20 protein-coding genes are annotated in these 24,302 nt (G+C 56.6%); 18 read left to right on the plus strand and 2 right to left on the minus strand.

Annotated features, from left to right (window positions below; genetic code table 11):
• Nucleotides 1–7: 7 nt before the first annotated feature.
• From DFO57_RS10870 to DFO57_RS10905, 7 genes are all read left to right on the plus strand, one after another.
• Complete coding sequence (locus tag DFO57_RS10870) at nt 8–907, plus strand: ABC transporter substrate-binding protein (RefSeq protein ID WP_072138305.1); 900 nt, start codon at nt 8–10, stop codon at nt 905–907.
• A 384-nt stretch (nt 908–1,291) separates the two neighbouring features.
• Nucleotides 1,292–1,894, plus strand: a complete 603-nt coding sequence (locus tag DFO57_RS10875; RefSeq protein WP_072138304.1) for a cupin domain-containing protein — start codon at nt 1,292–1,294, stop codon at nt 1,892–1,894.
• A 335-nt stretch (nt 1,895–2,229) separates the two neighbouring features.
• On the plus strand, nt 2,230–3,936 hold the full coding sequence (locus tag DFO57_RS10885) for a lysophospholipid acyltransferase family protein (protein WP_013027186.1): 1,707 nt from the start codon (nt 2,230–2,232) through the stop codon (nt 3,934–3,936).
• Between the two features lie 74 nt (nt 3,937–4,010).
• Nucleotides 4,011–5,078 carry an ABC transporter ATP-binding protein gene (locus DFO57_RS10890; protein WP_029570654.1) on the plus strand — a complete coding sequence of 356 codons (1,068 nt, stop codon included), beginning with the start codon at nt 4,011–4,013 and terminating at the stop codon, nt 5,076–5,078.
• A 15-nt stretch (nt 5,079–5,093) separates the two neighbouring features.
• On the plus strand, nt 5,094–6,095 hold the full coding sequence (locus DFO57_RS10895; protein WP_029570653.1) for an ABC transporter substrate-binding protein: 1,002 nt from the start codon (nt 5,094–5,096) through the stop codon (nt 6,093–6,095).
• A 2-nt stretch (nt 6,096–6,097) separates the two neighbouring features.
• Nucleotides 6,098–7,840, plus strand: coding sequence for an iron ABC transporter permease (locus tag DFO57_RS10900; protein ID WP_078829054.1), 1,743 nt, complete (start codon nt 6,098–6,100; stop codon nt 7,838–7,840).
• On the plus strand, nt 7,828–8,916 hold the full coding sequence (locus tag DFO57_RS10905; RefSeq protein WP_014605060.1) for an MBL fold metallo-hydrolase: 1,089 nt from the start codon (nt 7,828–7,830) through the stop codon (nt 8,914–8,916). The genes DFO57_RS10900 and DFO57_RS10905 overlap by 13 nt, the downstream gene beginning before the upstream one ends.
• Nucleotides 8,917–8,921: 5 nt before the next feature.
• On the opposite strand, the gene DFO57_RS10910 is transcribed toward DFO57_RS10905, so the two are convergent.
• Nucleotides 8,922–9,986, minus strand: coding sequence for a LacI family DNA-binding transcriptional regulator (locus tag DFO57_RS10910; RefSeq protein WP_015699526.1), 1,065 nt, complete (start codon nt 9,984–9,986; stop codon nt 8,922–8,924).
• Nucleotides 9,987–10,206: 220 nt separating this feature from the next.
• Here DFO57_RS10910 and DFO57_RS10915 point away from each other — a divergent pair, with 220 nt between their 5' ends.
• Both DFO57_RS10915 and DFO57_RS10920 read left to right on the plus strand, forming a co-directional pair.
• Entirely contained in the window at nt 10,207–11,517 is a 1,311-nt protein-coding gene (locus DFO57_RS10915; protein ID WP_013027180.1) for an MFS transporter, read from the plus strand.
• Nucleotides 11,518–11,527: 10 nt separating this feature from the next.
• On the plus strand, nt 11,528–13,891 hold the full coding sequence (locus DFO57_RS10920) for a TIM-barrel domain-containing protein (protein ID WP_028715794.1): 2,364 nt from the start codon (nt 11,528–11,530) through the stop codon (nt 13,889–13,891).
• A gap of 49 nt (nt 13,892–13,940) precedes the next feature.
• On the opposite strand, the gene ftnA is transcribed toward DFO57_RS10920, so the two are convergent.
• On the minus strand, nt 13,941–14,447 hold the full coding sequence (gene ftnA / locus DFO57_RS10925) for a non-heme ferritin (protein ID WP_013027178.1): 507 nt from the start codon (nt 14,445–14,447) through the stop codon (nt 13,941–13,943).
• A 414-nt stretch (nt 14,448–14,861) separates the two neighbouring features.
• On the opposite strand from ftnA, the gene DFO57_RS10930 reads away from it, so the two are divergent.
• From DFO57_RS10930 to deoB, 9 genes are all read left to right on the plus strand, one after another.
• Nucleotides 14,862–15,461 (plus strand): pentapeptide repeat-containing protein, encoded by a 600-nt coding sequence (locus DFO57_RS10930; RefSeq protein WP_110015343.1) that lies wholly within the window; start codon nt 14,862–14,864, stop codon nt 15,459–15,461.
• 345 nt (nt 15,462–15,806) lie between these two features.
• Nucleotides 15,807–17,393, plus strand: coding sequence for a peptide chain release factor 3 (prfC, locus tag DFO57_RS10935; protein ID WP_014594591.1), 1,587 nt, complete (start codon nt 15,807–15,809; stop codon nt 17,391–17,393).
• A gap of 255 nt (nt 17,394–17,648) precedes the next feature.
• Nucleotides 17,649–18,263: a molecular chaperone OsmY gene (gene osmY / locus DFO57_RS10940; RefSeq protein WP_014605063.1), complete on the plus strand. Its 615-nt coding sequence runs from the start codon at nt 17,649–17,651 to the stop codon at nt 18,261–18,263.
• Nucleotides 18,264–18,362: 99 nt separating this feature from the next.
• The gene (locus DFO57_RS10945) at nt 18,363–18,524 is read left to right on the plus strand and encodes a DUF1328 domain-containing protein (RefSeq protein ID WP_003848537.1); all 162 of its coding nucleotides are present in this window, start codon (nt 18,363–18,365) and stop codon (nt 18,522–18,524) included.
• A 239-nt stretch (nt 18,525–18,763) separates the two neighbouring features.
• Nucleotides 18,764–19,813: a patatin family protein gene (locus tag DFO57_RS10950; RefSeq protein ID WP_014605064.1), complete on the plus strand. Its 1,050-nt coding sequence runs from the start codon at nt 18,764–18,766 to the stop codon at nt 19,811–19,813.
• Nucleotides 19,810–20,583 (plus strand): TatD family hydrolase, encoded by a 774-nt coding sequence (locus tag DFO57_RS10955; protein ID WP_110015344.1) that lies wholly within the window; start codon nt 19,810–19,812, stop codon nt 20,581–20,583. The genes DFO57_RS10950 and DFO57_RS10955 overlap by 4 nt, the downstream gene beginning before the upstream one ends.
• Nucleotides 20,584–20,812: 229 nt before the next feature.
• Nucleotides 20,813–21,592, plus strand: coding sequence for a deoxyribose-phosphate aldolase (gene deoC, locus DFO57_RS10960; RefSeq protein WP_015699530.1), 780 nt, complete (start codon nt 20,813–20,815; stop codon nt 21,590–21,592).
• Between the two features lie 59 nt (nt 21,593–21,651).
• Nucleotides 21,652–22,980, plus strand: a complete 1,329-nt coding sequence (gene deoA / locus DFO57_RS10965) for a thymidine phosphorylase (RefSeq protein WP_110015345.1) — start codon at nt 21,652–21,654, stop codon at nt 22,978–22,980.
• 94 nt (nt 22,981–23,074) lie between these two features.
• Nucleotides 23,075–24,298, plus strand: a complete 1,224-nt coding sequence (gene deoB, locus DFO57_RS10970; protein WP_019104810.1) for a phosphopentomutase — start codon at nt 23,075–23,077, stop codon at nt 24,296–24,298.
• Nucleotides 24,299–24,302: the final 4 nt, after the last annotated feature.

Below are 24,302 nucleotides of genomic sequence, written 5' to 3' on the forward strand. Positions count from 1 at the left end.
GGCCAGAATGAGATATGCCTGTGTGACGCTGTGCGCGCTGCTGGTGAGCGGCGCGGTTTTTGCCGAGGAAAAACCGGATGTCGCCCGAAATGAACAGCCGATTCACGCGCCGGTGAACCCTGAGGCGGTTAAAAAAATTCCGGCGGATTTTCATTTTGTTGAGCCCGGCACGTTAACGGTAGCGACTTCAGCCACTCACTCACCGCCGCTGGCGCTGCTGGCGGCGGATAACGTGACCCGCATTGGCAGCGATCCGGATATTGCCCGCCTGCTGGCGGACAGCCTCGGGCTGAAACTTAAACTGGTACCGGCTTCCTGGGAGGACTGGCCGCTGGGGATCAGTGCCGGGCGCTATGACGTGGCCATGTTTAATATCGCGGTGACCGAAGAGCGGAAAAAGAAGTTTGATTTTGCGACCTATCGGGCCGATAACCACGCCTTTGCCGTCAAGGCGGACAGTCCGATCAGCGCGATAACTTCTCCGCCAGACGTGGCGGGCAAACGCATCATCGTGGCCTCCGGCACCAATCAGGAACGTATTTTACTCAGTTGGGACGCACAGAACCGGGCGAAAGGATTGCCACCGGTCACGCCGATTTACCTGACCGACGATGCCTCGGCCACGCTGTATCTGCTTTCAGGGCGGGCAGATGCGATGTTTGGTCCGCACGCCGTGGCGGCCTGGAAGGTGGCGTCACGCGGCCAGACGAAATTAGTCGGCGAGGGGCCCTACCGCGCCTGGGTAGCGGTGACCACGAAAAAAGGCAATGGCCTGGCCGCGGCGCTGCAAACCGCGCTGGATGGCACCATTGCCGGCGGGCAGTATCGCCAGGTGTTACAACGCTGGGGCGAGCAGGATGAGGCGATTACCCATTCGATGGTTAATCCACCCGGGATTGTTTACTGAGTAAAACGAGCCAGCCAGGCGCTTCCGTTAAAGCCTATGAACGTGCACCGACCCGTCAGCTCTGGCGGGTTTTTTTATTTCCTTGCAACAGCCCGCGCAGCAGATCGGGGCGGTGTCATCGGCCCGTCATTTTCTGGCGGTATTGGTCTTCATCTTCGCGCTGACGGCGGCAAAAAAGCGGGCGGTTCAGCGGGCAACGATGGCCGCCGCACCGTTTACAGATTAATCCTACCAGATAAAAAAGACTTAGCGGGTTAAGGAGATATTGTTAACAACTAATTTGGCTTTGGTTAGCGAGTTAGAGTGATTATGTAAATTGTGATGTATAGCGCACATTCCAACCCTGCGACCTTTGTCACACTAAAGAAAAAAAGGAGACATTGTATGACTGCCCAAACTTCCAGTCTGATGTTGCTGATGTCTTTCGCAGCAGGCACATTTTCAGCTGGGGCATCAAATAACCCACAACATTTGATGTTCGCCAGCCCGTCTGCCGGCGTACCAAACAATCCGCTGCCGCTGATTATCTGGCCACGCGTGGTGCCGGAGGACGAAGAGAATATCGCCACCTGGTTCGAGGAAACCTTTGAAAAAAATGGCTGGCCGCCTGACTGGCGCGATCAGTTGTTTCCCTATATGCACTACCATCCCAATACGCATGAGCTTCTTGGCGTCGCTGAAGGCTGGGCGGAAGTGCTGTTTGGGGGCGACAGTGGCCGCATGATTACCCTGCGGGCAGGGGATGCCGTGCTGGTCCCTGCGGGTGTCGGGCATCGACAGGTTTCCGCCAGTGAAGATTTCCTGGCGGTAGGTGCCTATCCTGAAGGGCTGAAGCCTGAAATTCTGCGCGATGAAATCGGCCAGCTCAAACTGTCCCAGGAAAAAGTGAAAAAAGTCCCGTTGCCAAAACGGGATCCCTTTACGGGTAAAGCGGGTGCGATGACCGAGATCTGGACCCCGGTTGCCGCCATGATGCACAACCCGTAGCGCGCACAGGGACCGGCTGCCCGGAAGGGATGAAGACGTGGCTGCAGAGGTTTGGCAGCGGCAACCGGCCCCGCTGCCTCCTACTGAGAGGCGGCCAGGAGACGTTAGCGCCTTTATAGCAACCAGTATTAAGATCTTTCATATCCCGGCGCCGCGCCGAACCGGCGAAACATCCTGTCTTATCCTGCTGTTTTTCCTGATGAAAACCTGTTTAGGCGCTTATGTGCCGCTGACCGCGCCAACAAATTTGCCTGCCGACCTGCCGTAATTCATAAAAGTGCAAACAATGCGACTTACTTTCGCTGTATCTCCGGGACAGGCACGAAAGGTTAACTATGTTTTCAGTCGATCAGGTCATTGAACGTTTCTGGCCGAACCAGCGTCCTGCCAACTGGCAGAAACGGATATTGAAGTGGATTCTACGTGAAGATGAATTCCAGCGCTTTGCCGCGCGCTATCCCCACCTGAAAGGGCTGGATATGGTCGAGCAGGTACTGGAACATCTTGACGTCCGTTGCGAACTTAGCGAGCGCGATCTGGAGCAGATCCCATCGCACGGACCGGTGGTGATCGTGGCGAACCATCCACTGGGTACCATCGACGGCATGGCGTTACTGCATGCGATATCTCAGGTTCGCCGCGACGTGAAAATCGTGGCGAACCGGCTAATTATGCTGCTGGAACCGCTCAACAGCCTGATGTTACCCGTCGACAATATCGGTAACCGCACCAACCGCCAGCAGCTGCAGCACATGCAACAGCACCTGAGCAATCAGGGCGTCCTGATTATCTTCCCGGCGGGCGAAGTGTCCCGCCTGACCAGCGCCGGCGTGCGCGATCGCGAATGGCATCACAGCTTTCTGCGCCTGGCCGCGAAAGCGCGCGCGCCGCTGGTACCGGTGCATGTCGAAGGTCGAAACAGCTCACTGTTCTATGCCACCGCGAAAGTCGCACCGTCCGTGGCGATGCTGATGCTGGTGCGTGAAATGTTTAAACAACGCGGGATGCGCATCAAACTGCGTATCGGCGCGCAGATCCCCTTCGCGCACTGGCACGATGGCCATACGCCCGGCAAAGAGCTGGCAAAGCGCGTGCGAAAACATGTTTACCGCCTGGGGCAGGGCAAAAAAGGGCTCTTCCAGACAGAATCCGCCATCGCGCTGGCGGAAGATCGTGCCGAACTGAAAAAGGCTCTGCTGCAAAGCGAGTTGCTGGGCAATACGCCTGACGGCAAGAAGATCTATCTGTGGCGGCGTAACGGGGCGACCTGGGTGCCGATACTGCGTGAACTGGGACGACTGCGTGAGATTGCCTTTCGTGCCGTCGGTGAGGGCAGCGGTCGCCGACGGGATCTCGACAGCTACGATGATGACTACTATCACCTGATTCTGTGGGACGACGCAGAGCTGGAAATCGTCGGTGCTTACCGGTTTATCCCCGGTGGCGAACAGCTGGAACGACGCGGCATGGAAGGCCTCTACAGTCACAGCCTGTTCCATTACGACGAACGCATGATCCCTATTCTTCGTCAGGGCATTGAACTGGGCCGCAGCTTTATTCAGCCCGCCTACTGGGGTAAACGCGGGCTGGACTATCTCTGGCTTGGCATCGGGGCTTACGTGGCCAGATATCCTGAGGTGCGCTATCTGTTCGGACCGGTTTCCATCTCTGGCACTATGCCGCTGGCGGCGCGCGATTTGCTGGTCGCGTTCTATCGGATCTATTTCCCAACGGACTTTCCGCTGGCGACCTCGCGCTGTCCTTATCCGGCCTCTCTGCCTGCTGTACTGGCCCAGTTTAGCGGCAATGATTACAAAGAGGATCTTCAGCGGCTGAAGCAGCTGCTCAGTAACCTCGGCGTCGCCATTCCCACGCTCTACAAACAGTATTGCGAAGTCTATGAGCCAGGCGGGGTGCAGTTTATTGATTTCGGCAGCGACCCGGACTTTAACAACTGTATTGATGGGCTGGTATTGGCAGATTTAACCAAAATCAAGCCATCGCGCTACGAGCGCTACGTGGCGGTCCATCTGCCGAAGTAGCCCGGTGTCACGGTCCTGTCATCAAACTGTCGTAACGTCTTGCACAAAACGTACACGGCAAAGGCGACATCAACATGGCCGCAATTTCACTCTCCGGGCTGAATAAAGCCTTCGCGGCGCAGCCGGTCCTTGAGGCGGTCTCGCTGGAGATCCAGCAGGGTGAGTTTATCGCCGTGCTGGGCCCCTCCGGCTGCGGCAAAACGACCTTACTCAGGTTAATCGCCGGATTTGAAACGCTGGATCGCGGCGAGATCTGGGTGAACGACACGTTGTTTGCCTCCCCGGATTTTCATCTGCCTCCCGAAAACCGCGATCTTGGCGTGGTGTTTCAAAACTACGCGCTGTGGCCGCATATGACGGTGGCTGAAAACGTAGGCTACAGCCTGAAAGTCAGCGGCGTAAACCGTGCCGATCGGGAAGAACGTATCCGGCAGGCCCTGGCGCTGGTCGACCTGCTGGCCTTTGCCGATCGCCGCCCGGCCGATCTGTCCGGCGGTCAGCGACAACGCGTAGCCCTGGCCCGCTGCCTGGTGGCAAAGCCCCGGCTGGTCCTGCTTGACGAACCTCTGGCTAACCTTGACGTGCATTTGCGTGCCGCCATGGAAGAGGAGTTTCGCCGTTTTCACCGTCACAGCGGGGCCACCTTAATTTATATCACCCACGATCAGCGCGAAGCGATGGCGCTCGCCGATCGCGTTGTGGTGCTGAATGCGGGGCAGGTCATGCAGTTTGCTTCACCACAAACCCTGTGGCGTGAGCCCGCTAATGAGATGGTCGCCACCTTTATTGATGAGGGGCGCGTGCTGCCGGTAAAAGAGATTGAACCGACAGGCCAGGGGCAGGCATCGGTGATGCTGTTTGGTACACGGATGCGGTTGCGCTGTGCCGCGCATCAGACAGCCTTGCCGCAGGGTAAAGCCAGCTTTCATCGGGCCAGTTTCCGCCTTGCGGCTGACGAAACCGGCCATTTCACCGCCAGGGTTGAACGCCTGATTTACCGCGGCGGCCATTACGATATCCATCTGTCTCCACAGGCAGAGCCTGAGGTTTCCATCACGCTGGCCCTTGACGATGTCTCTGCTCTCAGGGTTAACGACACCGTAAATATTGCCGTGACTGACGGCTGGATTCTTCCCGCATAAAGGACTTCAGACAGTATGAAAAAACTCATGCTTACCTCGGTTACATCTCTGCTCTTCACGGCTGCGCTGGCAGGCCCCACGCTGGCACAGGCGGCAGATAAGCCTTCCGGCACGCTGGTGGTCTACACCTCGCAGGCACCGGAAATTGCGCAGCAAACTATGGACGCGTTCAAAGCGGCCTATCCCGGTATTCAGGTGGAATGGACGCGCAACGGCACCACGCAGTTAATGAACGTGCTGCACACGGAAATGATGAGCGGCAAGGTGAAGCCCGACGTGCTGTTGGTTGCCGACGCCATCAACCTTGGCGCACTGAAGAAAGAGAAGCAGCTCTATGCGTATCAGGATGCGCCCGTCGATCACCTGAAACCCGCCTTTTATGACCGGGATAAAACCTTTTTTGGCACCAAAATTATCGCCACCGTGATTGCCTACAACACGCAGCGCGCTAAACCCGTTAACAGCTGGAAAGCCCTGCTAAACGCGGACAACAAAGGGCAAATTGCCATGCCCAGTCCGCTTTACTCCGGGGCTGCCTTGTATAAGCTGCACACGGATATCACGACGCCTGACATCGGCTGGAACTTCTATAAACAGCTGGCGGCGCTGGGCATCGCGCCGCAGGGCGGTAACGGACCTGCGTTAAAAGCCGTAGCGAGTGGACTGGATAAATATGGTGTGATTACCGATGCCGACATTATCCGGGCCAAAAAGCAGGGATCGCCCATCGACCTGGTCTATCCCGAAGAGGGCGTGTCTTACGTCACGGAACCCGTCGCCATTATGAAATCGGTGCATAACCTGCCTGCCGCGAAAGCCTTTGTGGATTTTCTGCTGTCAGAGCCGGGACAGAAACTGGTGGTTCAGCAGGGTAACCGGCCGGTCGATGACCGCATTGCCGCGCCTGAAGGCTTTGTTCCGGTAGACCAGATCAAACTGCTGACCCCGGACGTGGAGAAGGCGGTGGCCGATGATGCGCAGGTGCGGGAACAGTTTACCGCGCTGTTCGGTGGCTGAGAATGAGCCTGCTGAGTAACGACTGTCAGCCTCGCCGGGTGCATCGCACGCGCTGGCGTTTTCGCGCTGAACCTTGGGTGCTAGGGCTGCTGGTGCTGACGATCGGGCTGCTGTCCGTGGCGCCTTTTACCCGGCTGATCTGGACAGCGATAGCCCCGCAGGGCGTACCGGATTTGACACGGCTGACGCAGCTGTTGATCAGCCGCCGGGTACTCAGCGCCACGTTAACGACCTTAAGCATCGGGCTGAGCGCCACCCTGTTGTCGCTGTTGCTTGGCACGCTCGCCGCCTGGCTGGTTGCGCTGAGCGATATGCGCGCTAAAGCAGCCTGGGTCTTCGCCTTTATCTTACCCTTGATGATTCCGCCACAGGTGACGGCACTTGCCTGGCTGCAGGCGCTGGCGCCAGGCAGCCTGCTGGCATCGCTGTTTCAGCTGCTGGGTTTACCCTGGTTCGCGCCGGGTGAACAACCGCTCTATTCATGGGGCGGAATCGTGCTGCTGCTGGGCCTGCACAATGCGCCGCTGGTGTTCCTGACGGTGCGTGCCGGGCTTCGCCGTTTACCGGCAGAACTGGTGGAAGCCGCGCAGATTAGCGGCGCTTCGCACGGGCAAATCCTGCGCACCATTATTTTACCGCTGGCGCGTCCCGCCATCTTCGCGGGCGCAGCGCTGGCATTTGTGGCAAGCGTGGGTAATTTTGGTATTCAGGCGATGCTGGGCATTCCGGCACGCCTGCCGACCTTAATTACGCTTGTCTATCAGCAACTTAACGCCATTGGCCCCGGTGCGCTGCCGGATACGGCCGTCTATTCTTTGCTGATTGCGCTGATCACCTTAACCGGCATGATGCTGAGCGGCTGGCTGGGCGGACGGCGTGATGTTCGCGTGAGTGGCTCGCCGCGCCCGTTTCAGCAACCGCTTAACCGCGGGCGGCTGCCCACGGAGGTGATGGCCTGGCTGTGGATGGCGGCTACGCTCATCATGCCGGTCAGCGCGCTGCTGACCAGTGCGCTGACGCGCGGCTTTGGTCAGGCCTTGACGTGGCAGACCCTGACGCTGGAAAACTTTTACCAGGCGCTGTGGGGCTATCCCGCAATACGCCATGCTTTCGCGACCAGCCTGTGGCTCACCTCGCTGGCGACGCTGATGCTCACGGTCATGGCGCTGTTTCTGGCTTTCTTCCTGAGCTGGCGACGCACGCGACTGGTGCGCGGCCTGTGGTTTGCCAGCGAGCTGACTTATGCGCTGCCCGGTATCGTGACAGGCGTGGCGGCAATCCTGTTTTTTCTGCCGCCGCTTCCTGTGCTGGCGGTCTCGATTTACGGCACGGTCTGGATCATTCTCGCCGCCTATCTGTCCAACTTCCTGGCCTTAGTCTTGCGCCCCACGCTGGCGGGCTTCGCACAAATTGACCCCTCGCTGGATGAGGCCGCGCGTCTGTGTGGGGCGGGGTTTCTGCGCCGCATGGGCGATATTTTACTGCCGCTGGCGGCGCCGTCTGCGCTGGCGGGAAGCCTGTTGGTCTTTCTGACCGCGCTGAACGAAATTCAGGTCTCGGTGCTGCTGGTGACCTCCGATAAGCAAACCCTTGGGCCAACCATTATCTTTCTTGATGAGGGCGGCTCTGCACCGCTGGCTGCCGCCGTAGGATGCCTGATGATTCTGGTTGTTCTGACCTTGATGTTGCTGGCGACGCGCCTGACGCGCGCGCTGCCGCAGGGAGTATTGCCATGGCAAGCCTGACCGTGGTGAGCGGCGTGGGGGGAAAGTTGCCCGCCGCTTTCCTGCTTGAGATTCAGGGATACCGCCTGTTGTGGGATCTGGGCGCGGGGCCGGAGCCCGGCGTAAGGCCGGATTTGACGGTCACGGGGCACGTCGATGCCATCTGTCTGACCCATTCTCATGGCGACCATACAGGTGCACTCGACAGCTGGCAGGCGTTGGGATCGCCGCCGGTTTACGCCACGGAACTGACCTGGCAGCAGTTGGGAGAGTGCCCAGTACCTGCGCGATCGCGGCACGCATTGCCCTTACGCGGGCAGTGCGCGGTTGGCCCGCTTAATCTGTTTACCGGCCGGAGCGGCCACTCACCGGGATCCGTCTGGTTTCACCTGCCGGTCGCGGGCGGCATCACCTATATGGGCGACTGGAGTCGCGAATCACTGCTGCTGCCTTTTGACCGACCACCACGGGCGCGCTGGTTGATTACCGATGCCTCTTACGGCGACCGTCATCAGCGACTTAATCAGCAGGTTGACGCGCTGGTACAGGCTGCCCGCCACGGGGCGGTGGTCACGGCGCCGTTGCACGGCAGAGGCCCGGAGATGGCACTGCGGCTACGAGCAAAAGGATTACCGGTGGTGCTGTGCCCGCAGGTGCGGGAAGACGTGTCACAGCTGCTGGCGCAAAATGCGCTGCCGGCCGCCACGGCGCTGGCGTTGCTGCCGTTGCTGCGTGAGCCGACGCCTGCGCAATGGCGACCTGACAGCGTTATCGTCGCGGCCGATGCGGTGGCGGACAGCGGCCTGGCCGCCTTGCTGAGCCAGCGACCCGAGTTCAACCTGATTTTTAGCAGTCATGTCGCTCGCGGCACGCGGGCCTTCGCGATGCTACAAAACGGCTCAGCGCAGTGGTTGCCCTGGAATGTCCATCCCCCGCTGGACGATCAACTGGCGTTGATCAAACACAGCGGAGCGGAACAGGTCATTCCCGCTTTTGTCGAGCCGGCATTGTGCCAGCAGTTAATCGCCCGAGCGTCTGCCACGCTCAGCTGGCAGCGTCACTTTACGCTGTCATCCCGCTGGGAAAGCTTTGCCTGATCGCATTAGCTGTAAAGCCCGTGCTGCTGCACCGGCGCATGACCCGGATTATCCCGGATGCGGCGTACCGAGTCGCGTACCACCAGCTTGCCGTTCAGCAGCAGATTACCGGGCGGCAGGTTTGGATCTAAACGCAGCGCCTGAAGCATTTTGACGGCGGCCTCGCCCAGCTCGTCTCGCGGAACCTGAACCGAGGTTAACGGGATCTCCTGCACGGTGGCCAGGTTGAAACCATCCATGCTCATCACGGACACATCTTCCGGCACCCGCAGGCCCGCTTGCTGTAACGCCTGCACCGTTCCGGCGGCAATATAATCGCCACTCGCCAGAATCGCCGTAGGGCGCTGCGCCTGCGGGCAGCGACGCAAATAGTCGCCCAGACAGGCGCTGGCTTCGCTGCTGCTAAAACTGTTGAGCGTAATCAGGTGCTGGCGGCTGTCGAAGCGCAGATTCATGGCATGCCAGGCATCGCGTACACCCTGAAGCCGCTGCTCCATGGTGTAACGCCGAAGGCAGTGCAGCGACAGAATTTGCCGATGGCCCTGTTCAAACAGATAGCGCGCGGAAAACTCGCCAATAAGCTGATGATCCGGCGAGACCGAGGGCAGGCGCATTCGGCGGTCGCGGGCGTTGATCAGCACGCAGGGTTTGTTCATTTCGGCCGCCAACTGATGAATGTGTTCATCGTCGATACCGATCAACAGCGCGGCTTCCGTCTGCTGCATCTTGTCGATAAACAGCGCGGCATCACTTTCCACTTCTTCCAGCGGGCAGTAGCGCAACCGCACATCGTGCGGTTTAACGGCTTCGCTGATCCCCTGGATCACCTTGTAATAAAAGATATCCGTGCGGATATCGAATGCCCGCGGTGGCGCAAATACCATCAGGTCATTAAGCAACAGCCGACCATGCTGAAGATTATCCAGTACGCCTTGCTGTTGGGCGATGCGTAACACTTTGTCGCGCGTGGCGGCGCGAATATTGGCTTTCCCGGCAAGGACGCGCGAAACCGTGCTGATCGACACGCCGCTCAGGGCGGCAATTTCGCTCACTTTTAAGCTTTGCTTCATTCTGTGATCGCCCTCAAATCTGCAAATGAAAAAATTTTCATAAGGTGCTGAATCGTGTCCCTGCTGGTCTGCAAGGGCATTTTTGTTATTTCCCGATAGTGCCATGAAAAGGGTTGCAAAAAATGGGCTGTACCCACGTTTTCGGCTTTTTTAAGGTCGGATCAGATAAACAGGCTCGCTGCGCGGCAACGCGTCAATCACTGGCTACAGGAGTTTCATCATGAGTCTCGACTCGACCACCCGCACTCACGCGTCGTCGCGCCCGCTGCGGATGATTAAAAATTTGCGCTGGTGGATGCTGGGCATGTTCCTGCTGGGCGTCACGGTGAATTACATCACCCGTAACTCCTTGGGGATTCTGGCACCGGAACTGAAAAGCACCCTGAATATGACCACGGAGCAGTATTCCTGGGTCGTGGCGGCTTTCCAACTGGCCTATACGCTGTTTCAGCCTGTGTGCGGCTGGTTAATTGATGTTATCGGTCTGAAAGTGGGCTTTTTGATCTGCGCCGTTATCTGGTCTGTCACCTGTCTGCTGCACGCCGGGGCAGGAAGCTGGCTGCATCTGGCGCTGTTACGTTTTGTGATGGGCGCATCAGAGGCGGCAGCCACGCCCGCGAATGCCAAGGCCATCGGGGAGTGGTTTCCGAAAAAGGAGCGGCCGGTAGCGGCAGGCTGGGCGGGCGTTGGCTTTTCCGTCGGCGCGATGCTGGCTCCGCCCATTATTTATATCGCGCATATCTCGTTTGGCTGGCAGGGCGCATTCCTGCTCACCGGCGGGCTGGGTTTGATCTGGGTGGCGCTCTGGTGGTGGGGCTATCACTCGCCTGAACGCCATCCGCGCCTCTCGGATGAGGAGCGGGCGTTTATTACCCAGGACAACGAAGTCATCGGCGAAAAGCTGCCGTTTTTCACTGCGATGAAAGTGATTGGGAAAGAGAAGAAGTTTTACGGAATCGCTATTCCGGCTTTTTTAGCCGAGCCCGCCTGGGCGGTCCTGAGCTTCTGGGTGCCGCTCTACCTGGCCAATGAACGCGGCATGGATCTGAAGCAGATCGTGATGTTCGCCTGGCTGCCGTTCCTGGCCGCTGACTTCGGCAGCGTCGCCAGCGGTTACCTGACAAAACTCTACGTGCGCTGGTTTGGCTGCTCCCGCGTGAACTCCATCGTCGCCAGTTCCGTCACCGGGGCCGCGCTGATGATCTCGCTGGCACTGATGACGCTGGTTAAAGATCCCTATCTTGCCATTGCCCTGATCTCCATCGGCGGTTTCGGCCACCAGGTGATTTCCTGCATGTTGAGCGCGCTGGTGGTTGAGCGTTTTGATCGCCGCCAGATGGCGACGGTCAACGGCATGCGCGGGTCCTGCGCCTGGATAGCCAGCTTTATTTTTTCACTGATTATCGGCGTTACCGCCGACACCATTGGCTTCAATCCCTTGTTTATTGCCATGGGCTTTTTTGATCTGATTGGCGCGGTTTTTCTGGTGATGTTTATTGCCGAACGCCGCCAACGTACTGCTAAACAGTGAGGGTAATCTCATGAAAACACTTAAGACATGGACGCTACATCAACAAACGCCGCATTTTGTCGAACTGAAAGTCGAGCAGCGTCACTTTTTACGGATTTACGTATTAGAAAACGGCCTGATGCGCGTGCTGCTGAAACGCGACGGGGAACTGGCGCTGAACCGCACCTGGAGCATTGCCCCGCAAGAGGATGTGCCCTGGGAGGGGCGCGACCGCGAATCGCTGGAAGGTTTTACGCTGCCCGCCTTTACCCTGCAACAGGAGGCGCAACAAATCCGTCTGGCCACGGACCGGCTGCGGGTTACCGTGCATTATCCCCTTTGCCTCAGTTGGGAACATTTTGACGGCACCGACTGGCAGCCGCTGGCGGTCGATCGCCATACCGGGGCTTACCTGCTGAACATGCATGGCGATGGTGTGGAACATTATCAGCGTCGTCAGCCGCAGGACCGGGTTTACGGCCTGGGTGAAAAGAGCGGCGATCTCAACCGGGTCAATCGCCGTTTCGAAATGCGCAATCTGGATGCGATGGGCTATAACGCTGCCAGTACCGATCCGCTCTACAAACATATTCCTTTCACGCTGACCCAGCGTGACGGCGTCAGCTTCGGGCTGTTTTACGATAACCTCACCAGCAGCTGGCTGGACCTGGGGAATGAGTTAGATAATTATCATCTGCCTTATCGCCGTTACCGCGCAGAGGCGGGCGATCTGGATTACTACATGATGCTGGGCCCGACGCTGCTGGAGGTGACCAAGGCATTTGTTCGCCTCACCGGCCGGACGCTCTTTCAACCGAAGTGGAGCCTGGGCTACAGCGGCTCCACCATGCACTACACGGATGCGCCTGATGCGCAGCAACAGCTCCTGTCCTTTATTCAACTGTGCCGCGAGCATGAGATTCCCTGCGATTCGTTTCAACTGTCGTCGGGCTACACCTCCATCAATAACAAGCGCTACGTGTTCAACTGGAACTATGACAAGGTGCCGAATCCCAATGCCATGTGCGCTGCTTTCCATCAGGCCGGGATGAAGCTGGCGGCCAACATCAAGCCCTGCCTGTTACAGGATCATCCACGTTATAAAGAAGTGGCGGATCAGGGGCTGTTTATCCGCGATTCGGAACAGGATCGGCCTGAGCGTTCCGTATTCTGGGATGATGAAGGCTCGCATCTGGATTTCACCCATCCCCAAACGGTGGCGTGGTGGCAACAAAACGTCACTGAGCAGTTGCTGAAAAAAGGGATCGATTCGACCTGGAACGATAATAACGAATATGAAGTCTGGGACGGCGAAGCACGCTGCTATGGCTTTGGCCAACCCATTGCGATTAAGCACATCCGACCGGTGATGCCGCTGCTGATGATGCGCGCCTCGATGGAGGCTCAGCAGCGCTTTGCCCCGGAAAAAAGGCCGTACCTGATTTCCCGTTCAGGCTGCGCAGGCATGCAGCGCTATGTGCAGACGTGGAGCGGGGATAACCGGACAAACTGGCAAACCCTGCGCTATAACATCCGTATGGGGTTGGGAATGAGTCTGTCGGGCCTGTTTAACGTCGGGCACGATGTGGGCGGGTTTGCCGGCGATAAACCGGATGCGGAGCTGTTTGTGCGCTGGGTACAGAATGGCGTGATGCATCCCCGTTTTACTATTCATTCATGGAATGACGATCACACCGTCAACGAGCCCTGGATGTATCCGGAAGCCACATCAATGATTCGTGAGGCTATTCGCCTGCGTTATCGCCTGATGCCGTATCTGTATACGCTGGCCTGGCAGGCCAGCGAGCAGGATGAGCCAATGCTGCGGCCAACCTTCCTCGATCACGAGCACGATCCGCGCACCTATGACGAGTGCGATGATTTCATGCTGGGGCGCGATTTGCTGGTGGCAAGCGTGGTTGAGCAGGGCGCCCGTCAGCGCCAGGTCTATCTGCCAGATAACGCCCACGGCTGGTATGACTGGCACAGCGGTAGCTGGCTGGCGGGGGGCCAGTCGGTAATGCTGGATGCGCCGCTGGATCGTCTGCCGTTACTGGTCCGTGCCGGTGCCGCAATTCCACTGGGAGAGTGTGAAAGTACCACCGATGCGCAGCGTGATAACGTACGGGAACTGCAGCTGTGGCCTGCGCCGGGCAATGCGACCACCTCCGGCGAACTGTTTGACGACGACGGAGAAACGCATGGCTGGCAGAAGGGCAATGCGCTTTGGCTGAGCTGGACGTTAACCAGCAGCGCGTCACGGTTGGAGCTGATCATTGAAAAGCGGGGAGATTATCAGCCAGCGTGGCGTGATATGGCGATTAGCTTACCGCCGGGCGAGAAGCGTCCGTTGTGGGTCAACGGGGAAATGACAACCTGTTACCGACTGGCGTAACCCAGAGCGCAAATCACACTACCGGCCCACCTGCGTGGGCCGGTTTATTTTAGGCGGAGTGGGTTTCGGTGCTCATGCGTCCAAGGTCTTTATCGACCAGGAACAGACCGTTACCGCTATCGCCAACCATCGCCAGTTTATCCAGCACGGTTTTAAACAGCTTCTCTTCTTCATGCTGTTCTGCAACATACCACTGCAGGAAGTTGAAGGTTGAATAGTCCTGCGTTGTCATCGCTGAGTGCGCCAGTTCATTGATTTTACTGGTAATCAGCTTCTCGTGATCCAGCGCCTGAATCAGCACTTCGTTCAGTGAATTGTAGGCAACGGGCGGTGCAGCAATGCTGCCCAGCACCGGCATAGCACCGGTATCGCTCAGATAGTCGAACAGGCGCTGCATGTGTTCCATCTCTTCACGCGAATGCATTTTCAGGAAGGACGCTGCGCCCTCATAGCCTTTATCGCTGCACCACGCACTCATTTGTAAATAGAGATTGGCGGAGAAAAATTCGAGGTTCAGCTGGTCGTTTAAACGTCCAGTCATTTCAGCAGTCAGCATGGCCGCGTCCTTTGAGTGTTAATAAATTAGTGGTGAATTATGCAACAGGCTGGTAACGAATGGGAAGCCTTTTATTGAAAAATTTGCAATTTATCTGTTTGATTTAAAAAGAATTATTTCAACTGTTGAATGCGAGCGATTATCATTGTGGTCAGCTTTTCGGGTCGCCAGTTGTCACTCCCTAAGCCGGTGCACCAGGCTTCCGTGCGGCTTCCTTTACCGGCAGGTCAGGCTGGATGCGGCCTGGCAGGAAGGCAAGGGTGACCCGGCGATGAACCGGCTGCAGCGCATGCGCAAGAAATGCCTGACCAGAGATTTGTGAGGCAAGGCGTGAAGGTGAATTTTATGCGGGTTCATCGCGAAGAAATCGCATAAACTTTTCGTGAAATGCCACCGTTAACCCTCAGGGGGAATATGCAATCTGTCAAAAGCCATGCTGAATTTTACGACGTCCAGTTTTCAAAAGAAGATTTCACCGGTCTGACGATCGCTGAAACGCATTTTGAAGACTGCGAATTCAATAACGCCAACTTTACCTCTGCGGTGTTTTCGGCCTGCAAGTTCATCAACTGTGTGTTTAATCACTGCAATATGAGCCTGCTGAACCCATCCAATAGCCGCTTCTTTGGCGTTCACTTCAATGAGTGCAAGCTGACCGGCATTGACTGGACGACAGCCTACTGGCCCGATTTTTATCTGGATCACGAACTGCATTTTCAGAAATGTATTCTGGCCAGCGGCTCTTTTTTTGGGCTGCGGTTGCAGGGCTTAAAAATGGAGGCATGCAAACTGACAGAGGTGGATTTCAGGGAGTGCGATTTAACTGGCGCAACGCTCACCGAATCGGACCTGACGGGCAGTTTATTCAATCACACCGTGCTACGTGGCGCAGATCTCACAGAATCCTGGAATTACGCCATCAATATCTTCCATAACACGGTCCATAAAGCCAAATTCTCTCGCCTGGAAGCGGTTTGTTTGCTGGAAAGTCTGGGCATCGAACTCGTCGATTAGTCGAGGCCTGAGGAGTAACCGCCCCCACGGATACGCTTTGTGGGGCAGGTTTCGTTCGGGGTAACGCCTGGCCACCCTGACGCGCTACCGGCGCGGCGGCCTGCCGTTTCTGACTGACGCCACTTTCTCTTCCGTACGCTGTAGGCCAATAGCACAAAATATTGTATGCTATGCCGCCTTAAAGTTGACCAGGTAACCGGAAGCACGCCAATGTAACTTTGCGCTCACCCCGCGACGACATAAAGTCGCATTTGGCACCGTTTATCCGCCGGTAAGGTTCTGCCGGCCACCGTGATTTATCTGCCGCGCCTGTTAGCGCGTGGCTACGTTGAGAAGAATTCACTCATGTCTAATCCCTTTTTAGAAGAGGTGGCACGCCGCCGCACCTTCGCGATTATCTCGCACCCGGATGCCGGTAAAACCACAATTACCGAAAAAGTCCTGCTGTTCGGACAGGCGATCCAGACCGCCGGTACGGTAAAAGGCCGCGGCTCCAACCAGCATGCGAAGTCTGACTGGATGGAGATGGAAAAGCAGCGTGGTATTTCAATCACGACGTCAGTTATGCAGTTTCCCTATCGTGACAGCCTGGTAAACCTGCTGGATACGCCGGGGCACGAAGACTTCTCTGAAGATACCTATCGTACGCTGACCGCCGTTGACTGCTGCCTGATGGTGATCGACGCAGCGAAAGGCGTTGAAGATCGTACCCGTAAGCTGATGGAAGTGACGCGCCTGCGCGATACGCCGATCCTGACCTTTATGAACAAACTCGACCGTGACATCCGCGATCCGATGGAACTGCTGGATGAAGTGGAAAGCGAGTTAAAAATCGCCTGTGCGCCCATCACCTGGCCAATAGGCTGCGGTAAGTTGTTTAAAGGGGTTTATCACCTTTATAACGATGAAACTTATCTCTATCAGACCGGTAAAGGGCACACCATCCAGGAAGTGCGCATCGTTAAAGGCCTGAATAACCCGGACCTCGACGCGGCCGTCGGCGAAGAGCTGGCCGCACAGCTGCGTGAAGAGCTGGAACTGGTGCAGGGCGCCTCGCACGAATTCGAAAAAGAGGCTTTCCTTAGCGGTCAGCTCTCTCCGGTGTTCTTTGGTACTGCGCTGGGTAACTTTGGCGTTGATCATATGCTGGATGGCCTGGTGGAGTGGGCGCCGCGCCCCATGCCGCGCCAGACCGATACCCGCCAGGTTGAGGCAAAAGAAGAGAAATTTACCGGTTTCGTGTTCAAGATTCAGGCTAACATGGATCCCAAGCACCGTGACCGCGTGGCGTTTATGCGCGTGGTATCAGGCCGTTATGAAAAAGGCATGAAGCTGCGCCAGGTGCGCACTGGCAAAGACGTCGTGATTTCTGATGCGTTAACCTTTATGGCGGGCGACCGTTCGCACGTAGAAGAAGCCTATCCGGGCGATATCATCGGCTTGCACAACCACGGCACGATTCAGATCGGCGACACCTTTACCCAGGGTGAGAACATGAAGTTCACCGGTATTCCGAACTTCGCGCCAGAACTGTTCCGCCGTATTCGCCTGCGCGATCCGCTGAAGCAAAAGCAACTGCTGAAAGGGCTGGTCCAGCTGTCGGAAGAGGGCGCGGTTCAGGTGTTCCGTCCGGTTCACAATAACGACCTGATTGTGGGAGCAGTTGGTGTCCTGCAGTTTGACGTGGTCGTCGCGCGTCTGAAAAGCGAATACAACGTTGAAGCCATCTATGAGGCGATTAACGTTTCTACGGCACGTTGGGTCGAGTGCAGCGATGCCAAAAAGTTCGAAGATTTCCAGCGTAAAAATGAGGTGAACCTCGCGCTGGATGGCGGTGATAACCTGACTTATATCGCTCCCACCATGGTGAATCTGAATATTACTCAGGAACGCTATCCTGATGTGACATTCCGTAAAACCCGCGAGCACTAATTCGTGCTTTCAGGGCCATTCCAGCACGGAATGGCCCTGTTTCAACGGATACAGAACCCTCCTAAAACGCGCCTTTTCCTCTCTTTTGACGCACGATCAACCAGTTACCCGAGCAAAACCCTAAATCCCGACTATGATTACTTCATCGGACGGTTTAAGAGACTTATTCTCCCCGCGTCCAGTGCCGCAGCAGCACTGTTTGCTGCTCTTGCGCCCACAGTTTTGGGCGAGTTAACAGATAGAAGGATGATATCGATGCACACAACTAAGATTACTAAAACATTGATGGCTGCGATGATCGGTACTGCTCTGCTGAGCGGAAGCGCATTTGCAGAGGAATCCGCGTCTCAGAAAGCCTCACAAACGGCTGACAGCGCCGGTGCAAAAATTGACAGCTCAATGAAGAAAGTGGGCGGCTTTATGGATGACAGCGCCGTGACGGCTAAAGCAAAAGCGGCCCTAGTTGATGACGACTCCATCAAAAGCACCGACATTTCTGTCAAAACCCATCAGGGCGTTGTTACCCTGAGCGGCTTTGTGACCTCACAAGATCAGGCTGAGAAAGCCGTGGCCGTGGTGAAAAAAGTTGAAGGCGTTAAATCAGTCAGCGACAAGCTGCACGTGAAAGACGCGAAAAAACAGTCAATGAAAGGTTATGCCGGTGACGCTGCCACAACCAGCGAAATTAAAGCTAAGCTATTAGCAGATGACATGGTTCCTTCACGTAACGTGAAAGTGGAAACCACCGACGGTGTGGTTCAGCTTTCAGGTGAAGTGGCGAATCAGGCACAGTCTGACCGTGCCGAAAGCATCGCTAAAGCTATCGAAGGCGTAAAAAGTGTTAAAAATGACCTGAAGGTCAAGTCTTAACACGACCCGGTGCGGCTTCTTTTGGAAGCCGCACTGATAAAAATACCCATCGTGGGATGAAACAAGCAGTTCAATATTAAAATGGTTAAGGAGAGGCTTATGTTTCGTTGGGGCATTATTTTTCTGGTGATCGCACTGATCGCTGCTGCATTAGGTTTTGGTGGCCTTGCCGGTACCGCAGCCTGGGCAGCTAAAGTCGTATTCGTGGTGGGTATTATTCTGTTCCTCATCAGCTTGTTCACTGGCCGTAAAAAGCTATAGCGATGACCCAGACTGTTTGATGCTGGCGTAGTCAGCATCAAACGGAGACCAGTTATTTGTGCGAATGTTATTGTGAGGCAAAGGATGCTTCATATTCGCAACGATGTGTTAAACGGCGCAACGCCAATAGCACAATTTATGGACAACGTAGCTGGTTCTCCGTGCTAGTATCCTTTCACAATTCTAATCCCTGCATTCCCTACATTTGCCTATCGGGAACCCAATCTGAGGTCGGTACATTGGGTATACGTATTCCCGTGACGCTTGGGGCGATTGAACCCCTTGCTCTCACACCTTTTAAAGCCAGGAAAATCGCCTTAGTGTGCGAGGGTGGCGGTCAACGCGGCATCTTCACCGCCGGCGTATTAGATGAGTTTCAGCGGGCTAAATTCAACCCTTTCCAGCTTTTGCTTGGCACGTCTGCCGGGGCACAGAATCTGTCTGCCTTTGTCTGCGCGCAGCCGGGCTACGCGCGCCGGGTGATCACCCGCTATACGACCAGCAAGCAGTTTTTCGATCCGCTGCGTTTCTTACGCGGCGGCAATCTTATCGATCTCGACTGGTTAATCGACATCACCCGAAGCGAATTCCCCCTGGCGATGAGCAGTGCCGAAACCCTGTTTTCCAGCGGGCGCGAATTCTATATGTGTGCCTGCCGCAGTGATGACTATGCGCCCAGTTATTTTGCGCCCACCAGTGATAACTGGCTGGAAATCATTAAGGCATCCAGCGCCATTCCGGGCTTTTATCGCTTGGGGGTGGATCTGGAAGGCATCAGCTATCTGGACGGTGGCGTCAGTGATGCCATTCCTGTGCGTGAGGCGGCCAAACGTGGCGCAGATACGATCGTGGTGATCCGTACCGTGCCCTCTCAGATGTTCGATACGCCACGCTGGATAACGCGTATGGAACGCTGGTTCAGCGGCGGTGCGCTGCAGCCGATGCTCACTATCCTGCATCATCATGAGCAGACCTATCGGGAAACGCAGCAGTTTATCGAGTCACCGCCAGGGGATTTACGCATCATTGAAATTTTCCCACCGCGCGTGCTGGCCAGTAACGCGTTAGGCAGCCGGATCGCCTCGCTTAACCAGGATTACCACCTGGGACGCCGCTGTGGCCGCTATTTTATGGCCACGCTGGGCCAGTGGCTGAGCGATGCCGAGCCGCAAACGGGGCTGGATATCGTTACGCCTGCCGCGCCGGTGGCGAATGAACCCAACAGTGGGGCGATCGTTACGCCGCTGGCGGGCAATGACGACGCCTGGAATGAAGGCTCGCTGGCATGAGGTTTGTGGATACCCATTGCCACTTTGATTTTCCGCCCTTCGTCGGGCAGGCGGCGGAAAGTCTTGCCCGGGCCGCCCAGTCCGGCGTTGAAAAAATTATCGTGCCCTCGGTAGACGCGGGACGCTTTGCAACGGTCTGCCAGCTGGCTCACGCGCATCCCGCCCTTTATGCTGCGCTGGGGCTGCACCCGATTGTTATTGAACATCATCAGGAATCGCATCTTAGCGAGCTGGAAGCCCGGTTGATAAAGCCGCCCGCTAAGCTGGTAGCGTTAGGTGAGATCGGCCTGGATCTTTATCGGGACGATCCGCAGTTCGACAAGCAGAAACATTTTCTGGATGCGCAGCTGAAGCTGGCTAAACGTTATGATCTGCCGGTGATCCTGCACTCGCGTCGAACGCACGATCAGCTGGCGCTGCATCTGCGCCGTCACGATCTCTCGCGCCGTGGCGTGGTTCATGGTTTTGCCGGTAGCCTGCAGCAGGCCCAGGCTTTTATCAAACTTGGCTATGCGATTGGCGTGGGCGGCACCATTACCTATCCGCGCGCCAGTAAAACCCGACAGACCATCGCACAGTTACCGCTTTCATCCTTGTTGCTGGAAACGGATGCCCCCGATATGCCGCTGAACGGTTTTCAGGGCCAGCCCAATCGACCAGAGCGCGCTTTTCAGGTGTGGCAGGTGCTGTGTGAGCTGCGTGAAGAAGCGCCAGAGGTCATTGCCGATGCGCTATGGCGCAACAGCCACAGACTTTTTCGCCTTTCCTGATGTCGCCCGTTTACCCTTTTTCTCACAAAATGTTATAATAGTAACATTCCCGTCGTGGGCTTATACGGGCTTCACTTCGCCTGATTTCGTGACTGAATCAACTTTAATTTGAAATATTGCAGTTGTTTCATATTTCGATGTGACGAATGGCACATATTCACCGGCTCCAAATTGTTATTATTATCACATACGGGTGGATAATAATTCACCCCTTGTCCTGGAGATTGTTATGACTGATATCAAACAGCAGGCCCTGCGCGCGCTGAAACTGATGGATTTAACCACCCTGAATGAAGATGACACCGATGAGAAAGTGATCGCACTCTGTCACCAGGCGAAATCCCCGTTGGGCAATACCGCCGCCATCTGCATTTATCCGCGTTTTATTCCCATTGCTCGCAAAACGCTGCGTGAGCAGGGCACGCCGGACGTGCGTATTGCCACCGTCACCAATTTCCCCCACGGCAATGACGACATCGAGATCGCACTGGCTGAAACCCGTGCCGCTATCGCCTACGGTGCTGACGAAGTGGACGTGGTTTTCCCTTATCGCGCGCTGATGGCTGGCAATACTCAGGTGGGCTTTGATCTGGTTAAAGCCTGCAAAACAGCCTGTGCGGAAGCGGATGTACTGCTGAAAGTGATTATTGAAACCGGTGAGCTGAAGCAGGAAGCGCTGATCCGTCAGGCCTCTGAAATTGCCATTGATGCCGGAGCGGACTTTATCAAAACCTCAACCGGTAAAGTGCCCGTGAATGCAACGCCCGAAGTGGCGCAGATCATGATGAGCGTGATCCGCGATAAAGGTGTGAAAGCGCAGGTTGGCTTTAAACCGGCTGGCGGCGTGCGTACCGCTGAAGATGCCGCCATCTATCTGCAACTGGCTGAAGATACGCTGGGTGCCGACTGGGCTGACGCACGCCACTTCCGTTTTGGCGCTTCCAGCCTGCTGGCAAACCTGCTGAACACCCTTGGACACAGCAGCGATACCCGTCAGTCAGGCTACTGATATCTCCGGGCGGCATCTTGCCGCCTTTTCTCCTCTTTCCCTGACGTAAGGGGGCGACTTTGTACCTCGCACAAGAAATCATTCGAAAAAAACGTGACGGCCACGCGCTGAGTGAAGACGAGATTCGTTTCTTCATTAACGGCGTGCGTGATAACAGCGTTTCGGAAGGACAAATTGCCGCGCTGGCAATGACCATTTATTTTCACGATATGTCGCTGCCGGAGCGGGTTGCCCTGACGATGGCGATGCGTGACTCAGGCACCGTGCTGAACTGGAAATCCCTGAACCTGAACGGGCCGGTGGTCGATAAGCACTCCACCGGCGGCGTCGGCGATGTCACCTCGCTGATGCTGGGGCCAATGGTGGCCGCCTGTGGCGGCTATATCCCGATGATCTCAGGTCGCGGGCTGGGGCACACCGGCGGCACCCTGGACAAGCTGGAAGCGATTCCCGGGTTTGACATTTTCCCAAGTGAAGACCACTTTCGCCAGACCATAAAGCAGGTTGGCGTGGCAATTATTGGCCAAACCAACTCCCTGGCTCCGGCGGACAAACGCTTTTACGCCACGCGCGACATCACGGCCACCGTGGATTCGATTCCGCTGATCACCGCCTCGATTCTGGCGAAAAAGCTGGCCGAAGGGCTGGATGCGCTGGTGATGGATGTCAAAGTCGGCTCCGGGGCATTTATGCCCACGTATGAAGCCTCTGAAAACCTGGCGCAGGCCATTGTTGGCGTCGCCAACGGCGCGGGCTGTCGCACCACGGCGCTGTTAACGGATATGAACCAGGTGCTGGCCTCCACGGCCGGTAACGCGCTGGAAGTGCGCGAAGCAGTGCGCTTCCTGACCGGTGCGCAGCGTAACCCGCGCCTGCTGGAAGTGACGCTGGCGCTGTGCAGCGAAATGCTGATCTCCGGCAAACTGGCAGAAAATGAGGCTGAGGCACGCGAAAAACTCATGACGGTGCTGGATAACGGCAAGGCCGCAGAGGTGTTTGCCCGCATGGTGGCGGCGCAGAAGGGCCCGAGCGATTTTGTTGAGCGCTACGACAGCTATTTACCTGCGCCAACGATGAGCAAAGCGGTTTATGCCGACCGGGCAGGCTGTGTTACCCATATGGATACCCGCGCGCTGGGCATGGCGGTGGTAGCGATGGGCGGTGGACGCCAGCGCGCCAGCGATGCCATCGATTACAGCGTGGGCCTGAGCGACATGATCACCCTGGGCGAGCAGGTGGATGCTTCACGTCCGCTGGCGGTCATCCATGCCAGCAGCGAAGCGCACTGGCAACAGGCCGCTGCCGCCGTAAAAGCCGCGATTACCTTGGGTGAACGCGCCCCGGCAGCCACGCCTGTCGTGTATCGCCGCGTCACTGAGGCAGGCTGACGCAGGGAACCCCTTTATACCGTCCCGGATTCAGGTATACTGATCTGATCGCTTTTTTTTGACTTGTCGCGCGCTTTTGGCGCAGGAGACTGGCATGAAACGTGCTTTTATTATGGTGCTGGATTCGTTTGGAATCGGCGCCAGCAAAGATGCCGATAAATTCGGTGATGCAGGTTCAGATACGTTAGGTCATATCGCAGAAGCCTGCTTTAACGGTCAGGCGGATAAGGGCCGTAAAGGGCCGCTGCACTTACCTAATCTGACCGCGCTGGGCCTGGGCAAAGCGGCTGAGCTGTCTACTGGTCGTTTTCCTGCGGGGCTGGATCCTGAGGCGAAGATCACGGGCGCCTATGCTTACGCCAGTGAGCTTTCATCGGGCAAAGATACGCCGTCTGGCCACTGGGAAATCGCCGGCGTGCCTGTTCTGTTTGACTGGGGATACTTCAGCGATAAGCAGAACAGCTTCCCGCAGGCGCTGCTGGACAAACTGGTGGAACGCGCCGGTTTACCCGGCTATCTCGGCAACTGCCACTCATCCGGTACGGTAATCCTCGACCAGTTGGGCGAAGAGCACATGCGCTCTGGCAAGCCGATTTTCTACACCTCGGCGGACTCCGTATTCCAGATCGCCTGCCACGAAGAAACCTTCGGGCTGGAGCGGCTGTATGAACTTTGTGAAATTGCGCGTGAAGAGCTGACCGAAGGCGGCTACAACATTGGTCGCGTGATTGCCCGGCCGTTTGTGGGCGACAAAGCAGGCAGCTTCGAGCGCACCGGCAACCGTCACGATCTGGCCGTTGAGCCGCCATCGCCGACCATGCTGAAGAAGCTGGTGGACGAGAAGGGCGGTCATGTGATTTCGGTTGGTAAAATTGCCGATATCTATGCTGAGCAGGGCATCACTAAAAAAGTGAAAGCCACCGGTCTGGACGCGCTGTTTGATGCGACCATTCAGGAAATGAAAACTGCGCCGGATCAAGCGATTGTGTTCACCAACTTTGTCGACTTCGATTCCACCTGGGGCCATCGCCGCGACGTTGCGGGTTATGCGGGCGGCCTGGAGCTGTTTGACCGCCGTTTGCCAGAGCTCATGGAACTGGTCAAAGAGGATGATATTTTGATCCTCACCGCCGACCACGGCTGTGACCCGAGCTGGGAAGGCACGGAACACACACGCGAGCATATTCCGATCCTGATTTACGGACCGAAGGTTGAGCCGGGATCGCTGGGCTATCGCGACACCTTTGCCGATATCGGCCAGACGATCGCACACTATTTTGACCTGTCCCCCATGGACTACGGCAAGAACATGCTGTAAAAAC

It is taken from the genome of Pantoea sp. AG702 (genome assembly GCF_003182295.1).
GTDB lineage: Bacteria > Pseudomonadota > Gammaproteobacteria > Enterobacterales > Enterobacteriaceae > Pantoea > Pantoea ananatis.

Excerpts from the sequence above, each read along its gene's own strand:
- deoC (WP_015699530.1), top strand. The coding sequence starts at position 20,813 with ATGACTGATATCAAACAGCAGGCCCTGCGCGCGCTGAAACTGATGGAT.
- DFO57_RS10885 (WP_013027186.1), top strand. The coding sequence starts at position 2,230 with ATGTTTTCAGTCGATCAGGTCATTGAACGTTTCTGGCCGAACCAGCGT.
- osmY (WP_014605063.1), top strand. The coding sequence starts at position 17,649 with ATGCACACAACTAAGATTACTAAAACATTGATGGCTGCGATGATCGGT.
- DFO57_RS10895 (WP_029570653.1), top strand. The coding sequence starts at position 5,094 with ATGAAAAAACTCATGCTTACCTCGGTTACATCTCTGCTCTTCACGGCT.
- DFO57_RS10905 (WP_014605060.1), top strand. The coding sequence starts at position 7,828 with ATGGCAAGCCTGACCGTGGTGAGCGGCGTGGGGGGAAAGTTGCCCGCC.
- deoB (WP_019104810.1), top strand. The coding sequence starts at position 23,075 with ATGAAACGTGCTTTTATTATGGTGCTGGATTCGTTTGGAATCGGCGCC.
- prfC (WP_014594591.1), top strand. The coding sequence starts at position 15,807 with ATGTCTAATCCCTTTTTAGAAGAGGTGGCACGCCGCCGCACCTTCGCG.
- DFO57_RS10945 (WP_003848537.1), top strand. The coding sequence starts at position 18,363 with ATGTTTCGTTGGGGCATTATTTTTCTGGTGATCGCACTGATCGCTGCT.
- ftnA (WP_013027178.1), bottom strand. The coding sequence starts at position 14,447 with ATGCTGACTGCTGAAATGACTGGACGTTTAAACGACCAGCTGAACCTC.
- DFO57_RS10900 (WP_078829054.1), top strand. The coding sequence starts at position 6,098 with ATGAGCCTGCTGAGTAACGACTGTCAGCCTCGCCGGGTGCATCGCACG.
- DFO57_RS10955 (WP_110015344.1), top strand. The coding sequence starts at position 19,810 with ATGAGGTTTGTGGATACCCATTGCCACTTTGATTTTCCGCCCTTCGTC.
- DFO57_RS10915 (WP_013027180.1), top strand. The coding sequence starts at position 10,207 with ATGAGTCTCGACTCGACCACCCGCACTCACGCGTCGTCGCGCCCGCTG.
- DFO57_RS10920 (WP_028715794.1), top strand. The coding sequence starts at position 11,528 with ATGAAAACACTTAAGACATGGACGCTACATCAACAAACGCCGCATTTT.
- DFO57_RS10870 (WP_072138305.1), top strand. The coding sequence starts at position 8 with ATGAGATATGCCTGTGTGACGCTGTGCGCGCTGCTGGTGAGCGGCGCG.
- DFO57_RS10930 (WP_110015343.1), top strand. The coding sequence starts at position 14,862 with ATGCAATCTGTCAAAAGCCATGCTGAATTTTACGACGTCCAGTTTTCA.
- DFO57_RS10890 (WP_029570654.1), top strand. The coding sequence starts at position 4,011 with ATGGCCGCAATTTCACTCTCCGGGCTGAATAAAGCCTTCGCGGCGCAG.
- DFO57_RS10910 (WP_015699526.1), bottom strand. The coding sequence starts at position 9,986 with ATGAAGCAAAGCTTAAAAGTGAGCGAAATTGCCGCCCTGAGCGGCGTG.
- DFO57_RS10875 (WP_072138304.1), top strand. The coding sequence starts at position 1,292 with ATGACTGCCCAAACTTCCAGTCTGATGTTGCTGATGTCTTTCGCAGCA.